The 17,930-nt window shown below is 40.9% G+C and carries 10 protein-coding genes; 3 read left to right on the top strand and 7 right to left on the bottom strand.

The genetic code is table 11. The annotated features are described in order from the left end of the window. Positions 1–4: 4 nt before the first annotated feature. Both QM857_RS06635 and QM857_RS06630 read right to left on the bottom strand, forming a co-directional pair. Positions 5–1,228, bottom strand: coding sequence for an FtsW/RodA/SpoVE family cell cycle protein (locus tag QM857_RS06635; RefSeq protein WP_049494890.1), 1,224 nt, complete (start codon positions 1,226–1,228; stop codon positions 5–7). A 33-nt stretch (positions 1,229–1,261) separates the two neighbouring features. Then, positions 1,262–3,712: a bifunctional DnaQ family exonuclease/ATP-dependent helicase gene (locus QM857_RS06630; protein WP_414275458.1), complete on the bottom strand. Its 2,451-nt coding sequence runs from the start codon at positions 3,710–3,712 to the stop codon at positions 1,262–1,264. Positions 3,713–3,832: 120 nt separating this feature from the next. Between QM857_RS06630 and QM857_RS06625 the strand changes: the two genes are divergently transcribed. After that, positions 3,833–4,018, top strand: coding sequence for a hypothetical protein (locus QM857_RS06625; RefSeq protein WP_414275457.1), 186 nt, complete (start codon positions 3,833–3,835; stop codon positions 4,016–4,018). Between the two features lie 23 nt (positions 4,019–4,041). On the opposite strand, the gene QM857_RS06620 is transcribed toward QM857_RS06625, so the two are convergent. From QM857_RS06620 to QM857_RS06600, 5 genes are all read right to left on the bottom strand, one after another. After that, positions 4,042–4,890, bottom strand: coding sequence for an NAD(P)H-hydrate dehydratase (locus tag QM857_RS06620; protein WP_414275456.1), 849 nt, complete (start codon positions 4,888–4,890; stop codon positions 4,042–4,044). A gap of 130 nt (positions 4,891–5,020) precedes the next feature. Next, positions 5,021–12,340: an SIALI-17 repeat-containing surface protein gene (locus QM857_RS06615; protein ID WP_414275455.1), complete on the bottom strand. Its 7,320-nt coding sequence runs from the start codon at positions 12,338–12,340 to the stop codon at positions 5,021–5,023. A gap of 236 nt (positions 12,341–12,576) precedes the next feature. Continuing rightward, positions 12,577–13,434 (bottom strand): bifunctional methylenetetrahydrofolate dehydrogenase/methenyltetrahydrofolate cyclohydrolase, encoded by an 858-nt coding sequence (locus tag QM857_RS06610; RefSeq protein WP_414275454.1) that lies wholly within the window; start codon positions 13,432–13,434, stop codon positions 12,577–12,579. 132 nt (positions 13,435–13,566) lie between these two features. Further along, the gene (locus QM857_RS06605) at positions 13,567–14,301 is read right to left on the bottom strand and encodes an amino acid ABC transporter ATP-binding protein (RefSeq protein WP_178894755.1); all 735 of its coding nucleotides are present in this window, start codon (positions 14,299–14,301) and stop codon (positions 13,567–13,569) included. After that, complete coding sequence (locus QM857_RS06600) at positions 14,301–14,984, bottom strand: amino acid ABC transporter permease (protein ID WP_178894754.1); 684 nt, start codon at positions 14,982–14,984, stop codon at positions 14,301–14,303. The genes QM857_RS06605 and QM857_RS06600 overlap by 1 nt, the downstream gene beginning before the upstream one ends. Positions 14,985–15,189: 205 nt before the next feature. Here QM857_RS06600 and QM857_RS06595 point away from each other — a divergent pair, with 205 nt between their 5' ends. Then, entirely contained in the window at positions 15,190–15,420 is a 231-nt protein-coding gene (locus tag QM857_RS06595) for a DUF1797 family protein (RefSeq protein WP_178894753.1), read from the top strand. A 240-nt stretch (positions 15,421–15,660) separates the two neighbouring features. After that, positions 15,661–17,910, top strand: a complete 2,250-nt coding sequence (locus QM857_RS06590) for an AAA family ATPase (protein ID WP_414275453.1) — start codon at positions 15,661–15,663, stop codon at positions 17,908–17,910. Positions 17,911–17,930 lie beyond the last annotated feature (20 nt).

Genomic DNA, 17,930 nt, shown 5'->3' with positions numbered 1-17,930 from the left:
CTCCTTATTTCACTTTTTTCAACACAACTTTTTTACGTTTGAATCTTGTTCGACCACTCTTTTCATCAGCTAAATGAGTTTGGTAGCTCATCGATAACAGCAAACCGACACCAATTAGATTACTGATAATAGCGGATCCCCCTTGAGAAATAAAGGGCAAAGGAATACCTGTCAGAGGAAGAAGACCAGTAACCGCACCAATATTTTCAAAGATATGGAACAAGAGCATCATGATAAATCCAGTTGAGATGTAGGTATAAAATTGATTATTGGATTTTAGGGTAATCTTTAACATGCGATAGATGAGCAGTAGATAGAGTGCAACCACAGCAACTGAACCAATAAATCCAAAATCTTCCGCAATTACTGTGAAAATCATATCACTCTCGCGGACTGGAATAAGGAGATTAGACACATTAAAGCCTTGGCCAAAAATTCCACCGCTACCAATCGCAATTTGACCCTGCGCCTGTTGATAGGTAGTCGTTTGGGCATAATCAAACGGATTGAGCCAAGCTAGGATACGATTTATCTGATAAGTTGGCATCCCAATCTGATGCATAAAAGCACGCCCATCTTTTGTGATAAAGATTGCTAGGAATCCTGCAATTGCCGACACAACTGCTACAAAAATTGGAATAATAATCTTCCAAGAAACACCAGACAATAAGACAAGTCCTGCAAAGATTGCAACAAAAACCATAGCTGTTCCAAGGTCACTTTGCAAGGCTAGTAAAACCATAACTGGCATCGTGAAAACGATCATCCACAAAATTAATAAAAAATCTAAACCAATCGTTCGTTCTTTGTCTTTATGTTTCTTGGTAAAGGTTACGATAACGTATGCCAGCATCAAAATATAGGATATCTTCATGAATTCGGAGGGTTGAAAGAGTGTATAACCACCGATTGACACCCAGTTTTTCGCACCAGTTGCAGCTACTAAACTCGGGTTGTAGAAGACTAAAGGCAAGACCATCAAGGTTAGACCGAGTCCATATAAATAAGGTGTGGACTGCCAGAGAAATTTTGTGTTAAAAAACATGACTATGAAGCTAAAAACAATCCCCAGCGATATCCAAGCCAGTTGTTGTCCAAGTATGGGCCAAACATTGTTTGGGTAGTCATGACTAACTGCTATATAAATAGCTACGACTCCAATCACCAACAAACAAAATACTGGTAATATTAAACTATAATCGACCCTAGAGTCGAGAGAACGTTTCATAAAAGGCCTCCTTCATTCTTTCAGGTATTCATTTCATTGTTTATTTAAAAATTCTTGAACTTTTGAGAATACTTGCTCTCGGCTAATGACTCTAACACGGTTGCTTCGAGCCAAAGACTTGCTGATTTGCTTACCATAGCGTTTACTTGCCATGCGACTATCTAGAATCAGAACTGCAGAGCGTTGTCCCACTCGACGCATGGTTCGTCCAATCGCTTGCTTGAGACGAATAATAGCCATAGGAAGCTGGTAATCGTAAAAAGGATTTTTTCCTTCCAAACGCAGTTCTTGATTCATCTTTTTAGTAAAGGGATCTTCTGGATTTTGGAAAGGCAAACGTGTCACCACTTCAATCACTCGAGGATGTCTTGAAAAATCGACACCTTCCCAAAAACTTCCCGCCCCAAGCAAGAGCTCACGCTCGCCTCTTTCAAAGCGTTTTTTCAATTGGGCTGGTTCTCCGTGCTTGTACTGGGCCAGATGGGGAACCCTCAAAGCATCTGAAACTTGCAACAATAAATCTTTTGCAGTAAATAAGACTAGAATGGGTTCTTCAAGCTGGAACAATTCTTCTAAAACTTCTACAATTGCTTGTGCATATTCCTCGGATGAAATTTCTGTCACCAACGGAAAATCATTCACCAACAAGATTTCCTGATTTTCCTGAAAGTGTTCGTCCATGCAGTAAAAGGCCGCTTGAGGAAAACCTAACAATTCTGGTAAAGAAACCCTACTACTAATTTCAAGGGTTGCAGAGATTCCTAATAGCTGACAGGATTCTGGGAAAATCTGAGAAAAGAGAAAACGATGATTGCGACTAGAAGTGATTTCAACCTTCTTACTAGACACATCTGAAGTCGATAACCAAAATTCTCCCTCAGATGTAAAAAATCTCTGATAGTCTTTAAATTCTGGTAAATTCAACTCAGAAAAATCTTGGCGGAGCTTGTCAATGCTACTAGCTGGACACATCCTACGTTTACCAGATAGAAACTGATCGAGTAGGTAAGAAACTTCAAAACGAATACTTTCTAGCAAGCGTCTTTGAAGCATACCTTCTTCCCTCGATAGAGCTTGATTTAGTTGCTCCACCAAAACTGTTAGCAAATAAGTTTTACGAGAAAGATTTTCCAATGTCAACAAGACTTTCTGGGCTTCATCTAAAATCAAGAGACGCCCTTCTAAAAGATTCGGATCATCTTCAAGTCGAGTAACGAGGTAAGCATGATTGGTCACAAGCAACTTGCAGGAACGAGCCTTTTTCTGACCTCGTTTCCAAAAATCCTCCAACCAAAAGAGAGAGTCTTTGTGAAGGTTGCCATCGTGTACCAAGTTCTGTAAGAATTGCTGGTAGCGATAAAGCTGACCAATTTCGTCTAAATCTCCTGTTTCTGTTTCAGTCAACCAAACTAGAAGTTGCATCTTGAATCGTGTATACAGACGATTGGACTCTTCTTCCTCTAGAGCTGTATGAAAGGCATCTAGCTTCAAGTAATTCTGAGGACCTTTAAGACTATGAATAGAGATATGGAAAATCTCTTCTAGTCTTTTAGCCTCCTCTTGTATCACCTGATTTTGAAGGATTTTAGTCGGAACACTGAGTAGGATTCCCCCTTCATTCTCAAGCGACAAGGCCGGTAGCAGGTAACCATAGGTTTTCCCGATTCCTGTTTGAGCCTGAATAAAGGAAATAGCTTCCCCTTGTAAAAACTCTTGAACCTTTTGGGCAAATTCTTCTTGTTGACTTCTTTCCTCCAAACCTAGCAAGGCAATATTAGTTTGGAAATCTTTTGAGAGTTTGCGTGGAGAAAGGACTGGCTTCTCTTTTCTTAAGAATAAGCCCTGCACTTCTACCAAATCATGCTCAACGAGGAGAGACTGTTTCTGATAAACTTCCTCGATGACTAGGTAAGATTCATAGAGTAAGCTGTCTGATAAACTCAATAAGCGCTCCAACAACCCTTTTGGCAGTCCAAACATCTTTTGTCTCATACAAAGAAAGAGTTCTGCTGTTGCTTGGGCATCAGATAGAGCTGAATGGGCTTGCTCAAGAGGAATCCCCAACTCTTGGCAAAGAATGCCGAGATTATACTTCTCAAGCTGAGGGTAAAATATTTGAGCCAACTCCACTGTATCGATACGAGGTGTGCGCAATTCATAACCCTCAAAAAAGAGGAATTCTGCCAATAAATTAGCATCGAACTGAACATTGTGCGCAACAAAAATACCGTCTTTGACCAGTTCAAAAATCTTTTCAGCCACCTGAGAAAACTCTGGAGCCTTTGCCAAACGTTTATCAGTCAAACCCGTTAATTCTTTGATATGAGAATCCAAGTGTTCATGAGGGTTGACATCAGTCGCATACTGTTCAACAATCTCACCATCTTCAATGACTACAATTCCCACTTGGATGATTTTTGCCTTGCTTCCGGTACTTGTTGCTTCTAAATCTACAACCACGTACCGATTATTTCTAAAATTCATCACTAAAAATTATATCAAAATTTGCACCATTTGACACCCCTGAACTTTATTTGAAGAGTCAAGTTTCTTGCAAGATTTGAAAAAAATGATTGAATAGAATTGTAGAAAAGGAGGGAACTCATGAACCCATTAGATTTGTTCAATCAAGTAAAAGAACTTGTGGAGAAAAAAGATATTTCTGCTGCTAAAAGCTTTGTCGAAGAAAACAAGAATCAACTAGGGGACTACCTTAGCCAAGCGCAAGCTTTGGTTTCAGGATCAGAAGGACTTGACGGTCTTGTTGATAAGGCCAAAGGCCTCTTCTAATAGTCAAAAGACACCTGAAAATATCAGGTGTCTTTTTGTATTTTTTTCATGAATGCAGGAATATGTTGACTAATCGTGGTTGGCAGAACTACAAAGTTGTCCTCAGCTAGTTCTTGGGCAATTGCTGAATGTAGATAGGTCGCTACCGTCACTCTTTCATAGACACTAACTTGTGGGAATTGACCAGCAAAACCAGCAATCATCCCAGCTAAGGTATCTCCCATTCCCCCAGTCGCCTGATAGGGACCTCCAACTCCCAGCTGATAAAAATAAGCTTGAGCTGCTTGCCAGATTCGAGTCGCAGGGCCTTTTTGAACTAGAATTGTTCCTGAAGGAAATCTCTTCAAAGTCTCTCCTGTTTCCTCAGTTCCTTGGGAAGTCAAATCAAATCCTGACAAGACTTGCCATTCCCTTTGGTGTGGAGTTAAAACAAGCTGAGCCTTAGGAAATTTCATTCCCGTCTTCGCTAAAATAGATAGGGCGCCACCATCCAGTATGAGGGTCTGATCTTGATTTGAATGATGAAAGACTGTTTGGAGAAGCTCTTCTCCACGCTCATCATCCACTAGTCCAGGTCCGACCAAGACAACACTTGCTTTCTGTAACTGTTGCTCAAGTAATTGCTTATCGTCAAGAGCAAAAGCCATAGCCTCCGGCAGATGGCTATGCAGAGCTGGAATATTCTCTTTATCCGTTGCTACTGTCACCAAGCCTGCACCACTTCTAACAGCCCCTAAAGCAGCCATAATAATCGCTCCCCCATAGGGATAAGTCCCTCCAATTAAGAGAAGACGACCGTAGTCTCCCTTATGACTAGAACGAGGACGCTCGATGATTACTTTTTTCAGTAGAGCTTGATTAATCTCTTTCATAAGCTACTCCTTCATACTTGTTCCTATTTTTATTATACACCTCACTACCCAATTAATAAAGGAGAAGACTATATAGTCTTCTCCTTTTTTTATAATAATCAGCTTTTTGAGAATAGTGAGTTATGAATCATTATTCTTCCTTGCGTTTCCCATTTAGGAATGCTGCTGATAAGGCTAGACTTAGACCTGCTAGGAAAATAGCTGTATCTGATTGACTTTCCCCAGTTTCTGGAAGTCTTGCTGAGTCTGCTTTTTCCGAAGCATTTCCAAGAACTTGTGAAGCCCGAGTTTCTGAAGGTTTATCAGATAAACCTCGAATATCTGCAACTGGTTTATCGATTGTTGGAGCCGCTTGGTCTCCTGCGGTTCCTAGAGTTCCTGTATATTCTGGGAGTTCGTTCTTATCTGCTTGCACAGCATTGACTCCACCCTTGAATTCAGGTACTTCATTTGTAGCAGCTTCAACCCAATTAGCTCCGCCCTTGAACTCTGGTACTTCATTTTTAGCGGCTTCAACCCAGTTAGCTCCGCCTTTAAACTCTGGAACTTCATTTGTAGCGGCTTCAACCCAATTAGCTCCGCCTTTAAACTCTGGTACTTCATTTGTAGCAGCTTCGACCCAGTTAGCTCCGCCTTTAAACTCTGGTACTTCAACAATTGGGGTTGCTTGGTCTCCTGCAGTACCGATAGAGTTGCTATATTCTGGGACTTCTACTATTGGGGCTGGCTCCTCACCTACAGTTCCAATAGGGTCCGTATACTCTGGAATTTCAAGAACTGGAGCAGGATCGTCACCCTTGCTACTTGTAGCAACTACTTTCACTCCTACTTCAACAATTTGATCTTTTGCATCTCTTGTTTCAGTATGAACAACCTTACGACTTGTTCCTAATACTTCGACGTAGTCTACCTTTTCTCCATTTTGACCTTCTGAGACGATGCGACGTTCATCTTTGGCTAAGTCACTATTCTCACGAATAATTTCCTTGAATGGAATGACAGCTTTCTCAACTTCTAGACTTGGACGGTCTAGAACAAGAGCTTGATCATCCACTGCATGACTAGCTTCTGAACCAGCTTCAAAGTGAAGGCGATATTCTTTCACAAGACTACCATCTTTAGCAAGAAGTCGAACAAGTGTTGGAAGATTGTCTTGACTTGACTCAACGACAGTCGCTACACCATGACCACTTGTTTGGACAGTCACCTGTGGTTTCGCTCCATTAGCGGCTAATCGATATTCTGAAACAGCAGGATCAAAGTTTTCCAATGCTTTTCCAGCAACTGAAATAGTCACTGCAGGTGTTTCTGAATCACTTGCTTTAGCTGGAGAATAAGCACTAAACTCAACCATCGCTAGACCATTCGTGGTTGATTTGCGAGTCATACGTGCGCGAATAGCGGTTGTCTGGATTGGATCAAAGGTAAATTCGATTGGCTTACCATCCACGATTGCACCAGATGCCTTATAAGGAATTTCTTGCCAATTTTCTGCTTTGTTAAACGGATGGTCCGCATTTTCCTCATAACGTGAAATAGTGCTTGGTTCAGAATAAGCTGGTCCAACATATCTTTCAAGTACCATTGTAGCTGGTGCATCTGTTCCACTGTCTTTGAAGAACTGAATGGCTACTTTCCCAATCGATTGAGGTGTAATCTGACCGTTCTTCTTAAAGAGAATTCCTACAGATACTTCTTGATCTTTTGGAGTACGAGACCAGTTGGTCCAACGTCCATCTTCATTAAATCGACCATCGTTGATATAGAAGATTCTATCATTAGAAGCGGCCTGGGTATCGTTTGTGGTAGACGCAAATGCCTTAGAATCTGTCGCATTATTGCTTGCATTCTCTGAGATAACTTGATTTCCTCTTGCAAGAACTGTTACTTGAATCTTAGTTGTCAAGTCTGTTCCTAGAATATGACCAAGCACTTCAAAGGTGCCTTCTTGGTCTGTCGCATGTTCAGGGACTGCATCCCATTCTACGGCTAGTTTATCTGTCGTCCAATCTGTTTCTGATGGGTAGTAGACTGTCACTTCTGTAGGTAGTTGAAGCTTATCACCAACACTCAATGTCATGGCAGCATTTTCGGCAGCTACTGGTTGCGTAGATTCTTTTTTACCATCACGGAAAATGCGATACTCTTTCAAGATGCTTCCGTCTTCTGCCTTCAAAATGAGGCGTGTTGCTCCTTCTGGGCTTGTAGCAGGGACAATCGTTACCACACCATTGTCGCTTGCTGTTGCAGTAATCACTTTGCTAGCTTGAGGAATATGATAGTCTGTCTTAGCTGGATTGAAATGTTCAAGGCTCTTGCCATCTACTTGGATAGAAATCTCTGAACTTGAAGCACTTGGAACTTTATTTCCTAAGATAGTGATTTCGGTCAAACCGACACCAGCCGTACCATTTGCTTTCTTCATGCGAATACGAACTGCATAGGTCTCAACCTTATCAAATGTAAAGTGGTTAGTTTGGCTTGCAGATAATTGTCCTGGTGCTTTGAGATGTTCAACCTCTTTCCAGTTGTCAGCATTGTTAAATGGATGCTTGGCATCTCCTTGAGCATGATTGACATCAGTTGGTAAATCTGGAATTTCTTGACCAACATAATACTCGATGACATATTCTTTTGGAAGTCCAATCGCACCATCTGTATAGAAATCAACTGAAAGATTGTCGACAAAGCGTTTGGTCAAATCTCCTGAATTACCAAACAAGATAGATGCCCAATCATTATCTGTGCCTGTTTGCCATGTAGTCCAACGATTCTTGACATCTGTATTGGCTCTTGAAACTGTCAAGTCGTTCAGAGTGTTGGCCGAATCATCCCCACCAGTATTGGATACGATAGCTGCTGGCAATTGTGAACCTGTCCATTGTTTCGAGATATTATTTCCCGCAACAACCTTACTGGAAACACGAACATGAGCCTTGGTAGTCAGAGAGCTACCAACCAATTGACCTTTGATTTCAAAGATTCCTTCAGTTTGACTAAAGTTAGCTGGCACCTTATCCCAAACGACATCATTATAGACAGTTGTTCCATTAGAATGGTAGGCACGAACGTTAGTTGGTAATTGAACCGTTTCACCCTTAGGAAGAGTGAGGCTGATTTCTTCTGCAACCTGCAAGCCTTCAACAGTCACATTTGCAATAGCTTCAATATCTGTTCCTTCTACATGACCTTTTAGGGTAAAGCTATGATAGCTAGCGAGTTCTTTTTCATCTACCTTATCCCAAGTTACAGCTACCTTACGAGACAAGCCTTTGTCAAATTCTGCTGCGATTTGATCAGGCAAATTCGGTTGCTGATTGATATCTGTAGAGATTGAAACAGGATGAAGCTTAACAATTCTCTTGGTTACTTTGTTTTCTTTGATGACCACTACGGTGGCTACAGATTGTGTCTTCTCTGTTTGATTGTCAATACGAGGAGTGAGGGTTACATTACCTTTCTTGTAAAGAAGCAAGTTCTGTCCGTTCACTTCAAGATGTCCACCATCAGTAGAGCTAGCATCCAAGTGAATATCTGATGCTGAAAATTCAGTCTGTGAACCATCTTCGTAATGCCCAATGACATGATAAGGGAGAACTTGATCTTCTGTTGCATTTTCTTTACCTTCTACACTTACTTCCAAGCGTGTCAAGGCAGGAGCTTCTTTCACAAATTGAATCAAGTAAGTTTGAACTAAATCGCCCTTCTGGTCACTCAAGAATACAGAAGCCTGATAATCATTGGCTGCTGAAGCTTGTTGAACTGTTACCTGATAGCCTCTTGTTTGTGCTCCAACACTTGGAATCTCAGCACTGTAAGGAAGGGATACTCGGTAGTAGGTCTTTCCAGGATCAAAGTTTTCAAGAGACTTATCTCCAACCGTGAGACCTGTAACAGTGTTTACTGTTTCCTTGTCACTTGCGATAAAGGTTGCTGTCACCTCGTAGTCATTACCTACCAATTTACCAGTTGCTTCAGTTCGTCCACCTTCTTTTGACAAAGCAGCAGGATCTTTCAAGGTCCAAGAAACGACATCCGCATCAACCAAGTTGCCATCTGATAAAACTGCCGTTACAGTTTTATCCAAATCTTCTACAGCTGTACCAACTGGAACAGTTGCAACTTTAGGCAACCACTTATCAAGAGCAATGACCTTAACAAGGGCTTCAGCCTTGGCTTCGAGACCTTCCACACTACCAAGAACTTTTTTCTCACCAGCACTTGTAAGGAGATCATCTGGGATTGCCCAAACCACAGCTTTTTCTTCGACACTACCATCGCTATAAATAGCTGTCACAGTTTCCGGCAATTTAGGATTTTCGCTGACATCAGTAGTCGCCTTAACAGGGGCAAAAGCGACAAAATGATGATTTTCTTTTTTGCCTGAAACGGTTGTAACCGTCGCCTGATCAGAAGCTAAACCTGCAGAATCCGCATATAGGGTGAATTTCCCTTCTTTTTCAGTGGATTTAACAATGACAACACCTTTACCATTGAAGGCTTTTCTTTGCCATGTGCCATCTTTCTGAGCTTTATAACGTTCACGGCTAGCTTGTTCCCCATTATCCACACCGACGATCTGCCCTTGCCCGTGAAGATTGAAATGAACAAGATTATTGGCAGTTGGTACAACATTGCCGTCTTCATCAACAATTTCATAATGGATATAAGACAAATCTTTACCGTCTGCAGTGATAACATGTTCTTCCTTGGTGAGACGAACTCTAGCTGGCTCCCCTGCTGTTGTTACACTGTCACGCGCAATCTCTTTACCATTTTCATCACGAGCAATAGCTGTTAAGGTACCTGGTTTATAGTCAACTAACCACTCAAGATACAATTCACTTGGTTTAGCTCCCTCGTGATAAGAGCGCCCATCTTCAGTTGTTTTCTTAACAAATTCTTTCTTACCAAGGGACTCGTTATTCAAGAACAATTCTACGCTAGCAGCATTTGAGAAGGTCCGAACTGGAACCTTGCCATTGATGAGCATATTACGTTCCTTGAGCGTTTCTTCTGTCCAATTCCAGTGAGGCATGATGCGAACAGTTGGTTTTTCTTTGGCACTATACCATTCACTACGGTAAAGATAGAAATCATTCTTAGGCAAGCCTGCCGTATCAATAATACCAAAGTAAGAGCTTTTCACTGGTGTATTATCTTGGTTATGCCAAGGTGTAGGCTCACCGATATAGTCGAAACCAGTCCAGATGAACTGACCTGCATAACCAGCACGATCACGGTCAAAGGTCCAAGATTCAGTAGCTGTTCTACCCCAGGCTACACGGTCATTACCATAGTCTGACTGTTCATAATGACGATTTGGACGATTGTCGTGCCAGAGTAAATGAGCAGGATCAAAATAAGAATCTCGAGTTCGAGTCGCTGAAGAAGTTTCAGAACCGTAAATCAACCAGTCTGGATGCGCTTTACGAACAGCATCATAATTCCGTTCACCATAGTTCATACCGACAGCATCCATAATTGCTGCCAATTTCAAGAATTCTCCAGTAGACCTATTACTAAATTTGTTCTCACCCATGGTCACATAGCGCTCTGTATCGATTGCTTTGATGATAGCTTTCAAGCGCTTAGCTGTTTCTAGTGAACGTTCCCCACCATCTGCTTCATCCACTTCATTACCGAGTGACCACATGACGATGGATGGATTATTTTTATCACGTTCGACCATGGTTCTCAGGTCAAAATCAGACCACTTCTCACCCTTCTTGGCTTCTGGGTGGGTTGCATCTTGGTCAAAGAAACGTCCATAGTCATACGTTTTCTTGCCACGATACCAAGTATCAAAGGCTTCTTCTTGGACCAAGAGTCCTAGACTAGCAGCAGCATCTAGTAACTGTGGACTTGCTGGATTGTGAGTCGTACGGATAGAGTTAACTCCCATATCTTTCAGGAGTTTTAATTTACGATAGGTTGCCTTATAATTTTCTTCTGCCCCCAAGGCACCATTATCATGGTGGATACTAACTCCGTGGAATTTCATTCTCTCACCGTTCAGTGAGAAGCCTTCTTTAGCTGTCCAGTTGAAATAACGATAACCAAAAGTATCTTCTGTTACATCAACTAGCTGACCTTCATTATAAACCTTGGTTTTTAGAACATAGAGCTGAGGATGGTAGCTTTTTGTTGTCCAGAGAGTTGGCTTGTTAACCAAAATCGTTTGCTTAAAGTCAGCTGTCTCATTTCCTGATAGAGTCTTAGTTACAGAACGAACTAAATCTGAAACAACCTTACCTTCCTTAGTAAAAATCTGTTGCTCCACAAATACCTTGGCTAGAGTCTTGGCAGTATTTTTGATCTTGCTTTGGATTTGTGTTTCAACATTGCCATCTTTTTGTTGAGCTAATTTCGGAGTTGTAATATGATTTCCATTTTCAGCCACTTGCACCTTATCACGATAGCTAAGCGTCACATCACGATAAATACCACTTCCTGAGTACCAACGACTACTTGGTTGCTTATTAGTCACTTGAACAGCAATGGTATTCTCACTGCCATCTTTATTTAAAAATTCAGTAATATCATATGAAAAATGGTTGTAACCACTTGGATAATGACCTACAAATTGACCATTGACATAGACCTTAGAGTCCATGTAAACTCCATCAAAATTAATACGAACGTCTTTGCCCTTGGCAGCTTCGTCTACAGTAAAGGTCTTACGATACCATGCAGTACCCCCGTTTAATTGACCACCTTCGTTTCGAGCAGGAGATTTGTGATCAAAATCAAAATAGATACTCCAGTCATGAGGAAGGTTCAACTTAGACCAGTCATGAACATCCACGTCTTTCTTAGAAAAATCACCCTGAGAATTTAATTTAAAATACCAATCTTTGTTAAAATTTTGTTTTCTTTCTTGTAACAGTTGGTCTTCTTTTTCTTTCTCTTTGGTAACTTGAGGTAAGTCTGTTGCAGAAGTATTTTCCTCCTTAACTTTATGACTAGTTACTGGTTTATTCTGATTTGCTTCAGCAGTATGTTCTTCCAAAACTGCTGGCTTTTCAGAACTAGCTTCTGAAACTGTAGGCGCTTTTTCATCCACTGCAGTTGCTGGTTTTTCAGCTTTATCTTCCTTAGGGGTGACTACTTCTGCTTCCTTTTCTTCCTTAGGACTTGTTGCCTCAGTCGCCTTTTCTTCAGTTGCTGGTTTTTCAGTTTCCACCTTATCCTTTTCTTCTTTATAAGTAGAAGAATCTTGTGGACTGTTTTGCTCAGCTTTTGCAATGGCTGCAGCAAGATCATCTGGAAGTTTATCTAAAGGTTGAACTTGATGAATTGTTTCTTCGCTAGGACTAGCTGTTTCTGCTTCAGCTGCTTGCGCTACCTGAAGACCAAAAATACTAGCTCCAATCATAACTGAAGCCGCACCAATTGCAAACTTACGAATACTAAAATGACACCGTTTTTCAAAAAATCTCTTATCCATTATGGTTCCTTTCTAAGTTATAGTAAGCGATTACATTTTGCTTCAAAAAATAAACCTCCCTCTAGACGCTTACTTCATTTACATATACATATTGTTACTTTTAATATATCAAAATAGTAGAGTTTTTTCAATAATTTGTAGAAGTTTTACTGGAATTTTAGTAGAAATCGAGCAAGAAAAAAGCAAGTTCTAAAAATAACTTGCTTTTAAAGTTCTATTAATAATTACAGAGATGATTAATCTTTATCCAGCGTTCTTAAAGCCGCCTGATAAGTCTGCTCCATCAGCATAGTAATGGTCATAGGTCCTACTCCACCAGGTACAGGTGTGATATGGCTAGCGACTGGTGCAACAGCATCATAGTCAACATCTCCACAGAGTTTGCCATTTTCATCTCGGTTCATCCCCACATCAATAACAACTGCCCCAGGTTTGACAAAATCAGCAGTCACGAACTTAGCACGACCGATAGCTACGACCAAAATGTCGGCTTTAGAAGCTACTTGGGCTAGATTGTGGGTGCGAGAGTGGGTCAAGGTTACAGTTGCATTTTTAGCCAACAGCAACTGAGCCATGGGTTTCCCGACAATATTGGAACGACCAATTACGACCGCATTTTTACCTTCTAAGTCAATCCCATATTCATGAAACATTTCCATAATTCCTGCAGGTGTTGAAGGAATCATAACTGGATGACCAGACCAGAGGCGTCCCATGTTGAGAGGATGGAAACCATCCACATCCTTTTCTGGATCAATAGCTAGTAAAATAGCTTCTTCATCGATGTGTTTTGGTAATGGAAGCTGGACCAAAATCCCATGCCATGCTGGATCTTGGTTGTATTTGGCAATCAACTCCAACAATTCCTCTTGAGTAATGGTCTCCGGAACACGTACAACTTCACTTTGGAAGCCCGCTGCGATAGCTGAACGTTCCTTGTTACGAACGTAAACTTGGCTGGCTGGATTTTCTCCGACTAAAATGACAACTAAGCCAGGCACCAAGCCTGTCTCTTCTTTTAGTTTAGCTGTTTTTTCAGCCAGTTGTCCTTGTAGCTTGGCTGCTAAAGCCTTCCCATCAATAATCTGTGTCATGTATTTTCTCTTTTCTAACAAATATCCTCTATTATAACAAAATATCGCTCGACCTTCTAACACTTCTTACCTAAGATACCCTATAGTCTGAAACTATAAGAAAAAGCCCTCTTGGAGCTTTTCATCATATTCTTACAAAACCTTACTCAAGAAATCCTTGGTTCTTTGTTCTTGTGTTTGATCAAAAATTTGCTCAGGTGTTCCATCCTCGACAACTACACCGTCAGCCATAAAGATGACACGATCTGCCACCTCTCGAGCAAAGCCCATCTCATGTGTTACGATGACCATGGTCATACCTGACTTGGCAAGTTCTTGCATAACTGCTAGTACTTCCCCTACCATTTCTGGGTCTAGGGCAGAAGTCGGTTCATCAAAGAGTAGGACATCTGGTTCCATGGCAAGACCACGCGCGATAGCAATACGTTGTTGCTGACCTCCAGACAAACTTTGTGGATAGGCATCAGCCTTATCTGGCAAACCAACCTTCTCCAAGAGCTCATGCGCTCTCTTTTCAGCCACTTCCTTACTTTCTCCCTTAGTCTTAATTGGAGAAAGTGTAATGTTTTCCATAACTGTCATATTTGGGAAGAGATTGAATTGTTGGAAAACCATTCCCATCTTTTCACGCATAGCAAAGAGGTCGTTTTTCTTATCCGTAATGTCAACACCTTCAAAAATAACCTTGCCTTTTGTCGCTTCTTCGAGGAGATTCATAGAGCGAAGGAGGGTTGACTTACCGCTACCAGATGGTCCAATAATGACCACTACTTCCCCTTTTTTAATTTCAAGATCAATCCCTTTTAAAACTTCATTTTTTCCAAAACTTTTATGAAGGTTTTCAATTTTTATAAGTGTTTCAGTCATTATTTTTTATCTCCTTGTCCCATACGATTTTCAAAAGCTTTCAAGGCCAGCGTCAAGATAGAGGTCATAATCAAGTAGTAAAAGGCTGCGAATAGAAGTGGAGTTAAAGGTAAGTATGTGGTTGTTGACACCGTAGTAGCTCCATTCCACAACTCCATAACCCCGATAGCTGACAAGAGCGAGCTATCCTTGATAATGGTAATAAACTCATTCCCCAAGGCTGGTAAAATATTCTTGATAGCCTGTGGTAAAATGACATAGCGCATAGCATTTTTAGGGCGAATCCCTAGTGAATAGGCTGCTTCTAGTTGTCCTTTTGGCACTGCATTAATCCCAGCACGAACTGTTTCTGATACATAGGCACCACTATTCATAGAGATAATGATAATCCCTGGGATCAAACGAGTAAGATCAACATCTAAAATCCCAATTTGAATCGTTGGAGCACTAATATGCATCAGGGCAAAAGCAATCATAATCTGCACCATCATCGGTGTCCCACGGAAGACCCAGATATATAGATTAGCAAACCAAGCAAGTGGTTTAATCTTCGAACGTTGTGCAAAGGCCAGCAGCACTCCTAGAATGGTCCCCAAGAAGACCACCAAGATAGATATGATAATTGTTACAACGGCACCATAGTTAAAATACGGTAGATATTTCGGTAAAAAAGAAAAATTCATGGATACTCTACTTTCTATTTTTAATATTTAAACTCAAAACTTGTATAAGGATAACATATTTTGCATAAAAATTCAACATTTTCTCCTAATATTTTCAATAAATTTTCAAAGACGATAGAAATAGCGAGAAATCTTAGTTTTTTTCTAGTCAAGTGGAGTCTGTTTATGGTAAAATAGTAAAGATAAGAAATGGAGGAGAATCAAAATGGAATCACATTTGGTTAGAATCATCAATCGCTTAGAAGCAATGACAAAAGATGGTGGTAACTTAAAACGTAACTTTGAACGCGAAGGAGTTGTTGTCGCAGAGGTTGCTTTTAACTACGACGAAGAAAACGGACCACTCTTTACACTTCGTGACGTTGAAGCTCGTGAAACCTATACATTTGACAGCATCGACCTCATTGCGATGGAAATCTACGAACTTTTATACTAATAGTTGAATATGGGCTGGAGAATACTCCTGCTTTGACCAATGAAAATCCTTTTTGCATGACAAATGGGATTTTTATTTTTATCACTAAAGTCTAGTAAGAATTGCCTGGAATGTTTAATTGTAACAAGCAATCTTTTTGCTTGCTTTCCCCTTTAATCATGATATAATGAGACTAAAGCACTTTGACTATTTTTGACCTTTCTATTTTAGTCAAAGCCAAGAAAGAAACGAGGTAGAGGTATGCTCTGTCAAAATTGTAAAATCAATGACTCAACGATCCATCTTTACACTAATCTGAATGGGCAACAAAAGCAAATCGATCTTTGCCAAAATTGCTACAAAATTATCAAAACAGATCCTAACAATAGCTTGTTCAAAGGCATTACAGATTTAAACAATCGTGATTTTGATCCATTTGGAGACTTCTTCAACGACCTGAACAACTTTAGACCTTCTTCTAATAATAATGTTCCTCCAACCCAGTCAGGTGGCGGTTACGGTGGTAATGGGGGTTATGGTTCTCAAAATCGTGGACCAGCTCAAACACCTCCTCCTAGTCAAGAAAAAGGACTCTTGGATGAGTATGGTATCAATATTACCGAGATTGCCCGTCGTGGAAATGTCGACCCAGTTATCGGCCGTGACGAAGAAATCATCCGTGTCATTGAAATCCTCAACCGCAGAACTAAAAACAACCCAGTACTGATTGGGGAGCCTGGTGTTGGTAAGACAGCAGTTGTCGAAGGCTTAGCACAGAAAATTGTTGATGGTGATGTTCCCCACAAACTTCAAGGGAAAGAAGTCATCCGCCTAGATGTCGTGAGTCTTGTTCAAGGCACAGGAATTCGTGGACAGTTCGAAGAACGCATGCAAAAACTCATGGAAGAAATTCGTGAGCGCAAAGATGTCATCCTCTTTATCGATGAAATTCACGAGATTGTCGGTGCAGGTTCTGCTGGTGACGGGAATATGGATGCAGGCAATATCCTCAAACCAGCTCTATCTCGTGGCGAACTTCAGTTAGTGGGTGCTACTACTCTCAATGAATACCGCATCATCGAAAAAGATGCTGCCCTTGAGCGCCGTATGCAACCTGTCAAAGTTGATGAACCAACTGTGGAAGAGACCATTATTATTCTTAAAGGTATTCAAAAGAAATACGAAGATTACCACCACGTTCATTATACTGACGGAGCTATCGAAGCCGCTGCTACTCTTTCTAATCGCTACATCCAAGATCGTTTCTTGCCAGATAAGGCTATTGACCTTTTAGATGAAGCTGGTTCAAAAATGAACTTAACCTTGAATTTTGTGGATCCAAAGGTTATCGACCAACGCTTAATCGAAGCGGAAAATCTCAAGGCTCAAGCAACTCGTGACGAAGATTTTGAAAAAGCCGCCTACTTCCGTGATCAGATTGCCAAATATAAGGAAATGCAAAAGACAAAGGTAACGGATCAGGATACTCCAATCATCAGTGAAAAGACGATTGAACACATCATTGAACAAAAGACCAATATTCCAGTTGGCGACCTTAAAGAAAAAGAACAGTCTCAACTGATCAACCTAGCAGACGACCTCAAGGCTCATGTTATTGGCCAAGATGATGCAGTTGATAAGATTGCTAAGGCTATTCGCCGTAACCGTGTTGGGCTCGGAACACCAAACCGTCCAATCGGTAGCTTCCTCTTTGTTGGTCCTACTGGTGTCGGTAAGACAGAACTTTCTAAACAACTAGCTATCGAGCTTTTTGGTTCTGCTGATAGCATGATTCGCTTTGATATGAGTGAATACATGGAAAAACATAGCGTTGCCAAACTCGTCGGTGCCCCTCCAGGATACGTCGGTTATGATGAAGCAGGACAATTGACTGAAAAAGTTCGTCGTAATCCTTATTCACTTATTTTACTAGACGAAGTTGAAAAGGCCCATCCAGATGTCATGCATATGTTCCTTCAAGTATTGGATGATGGCCGTTTAACGGATGGTCAAGGTCGAACTGTTAGCTTTAAGGATGCCATCATTATCATGACCTCAAATGCAGGTACAGGAAAAGCTGAAGCAAGCGTTGGATTTGGTGCAGCTAGAGAAGGTCGTACCAACTCTGTCCTTGGAGAATTAGGCAACTTCTTTAGTCCAGAATTCATGAACCGCTTTGATGGTATTATTGAATTTAAGGCTCTCAGCAAGGAAAATCTCCTTCAAATCGTTGACCTCATGTTGGATGATGTGAATAAACGACTCTCAAGCAATAACATCCATTTAGATGTAACAGATAAGGTTAAAGAAAAACTTGTAGACCTTGGTTACGATCCAAAAATGGGAGCTCGTCCACTCCGTCGTACGATTCAAGACTATATCGAAGATGCGATTACGGACTACTACCTTGAAAATCCAAGTGAAAAAGACCTCAAGGCAGTCATGACAAGTAAAGGTAAAATCGTGATTAAGTCCAAAAATAAAACGGAAACAGTCGAGTCAAACGACTAGTTCCTCACATACAAAAGAAT

The sequence above is a fragment of the Streptococcus infantis genome, from assembly GCF_047463315.1.
In the GTDB taxonomy this organism is placed as follows: domain Bacteria; phylum Bacillota; class Bacilli; order Lactobacillales; family Streptococcaceae; genus Streptococcus; species Streptococcus infantis_AB.
The sequence above is the reverse complement of the archived record's forward strand: the minus strand, read 5'-3'. Positions and strand labels throughout refer to the sequence as shown.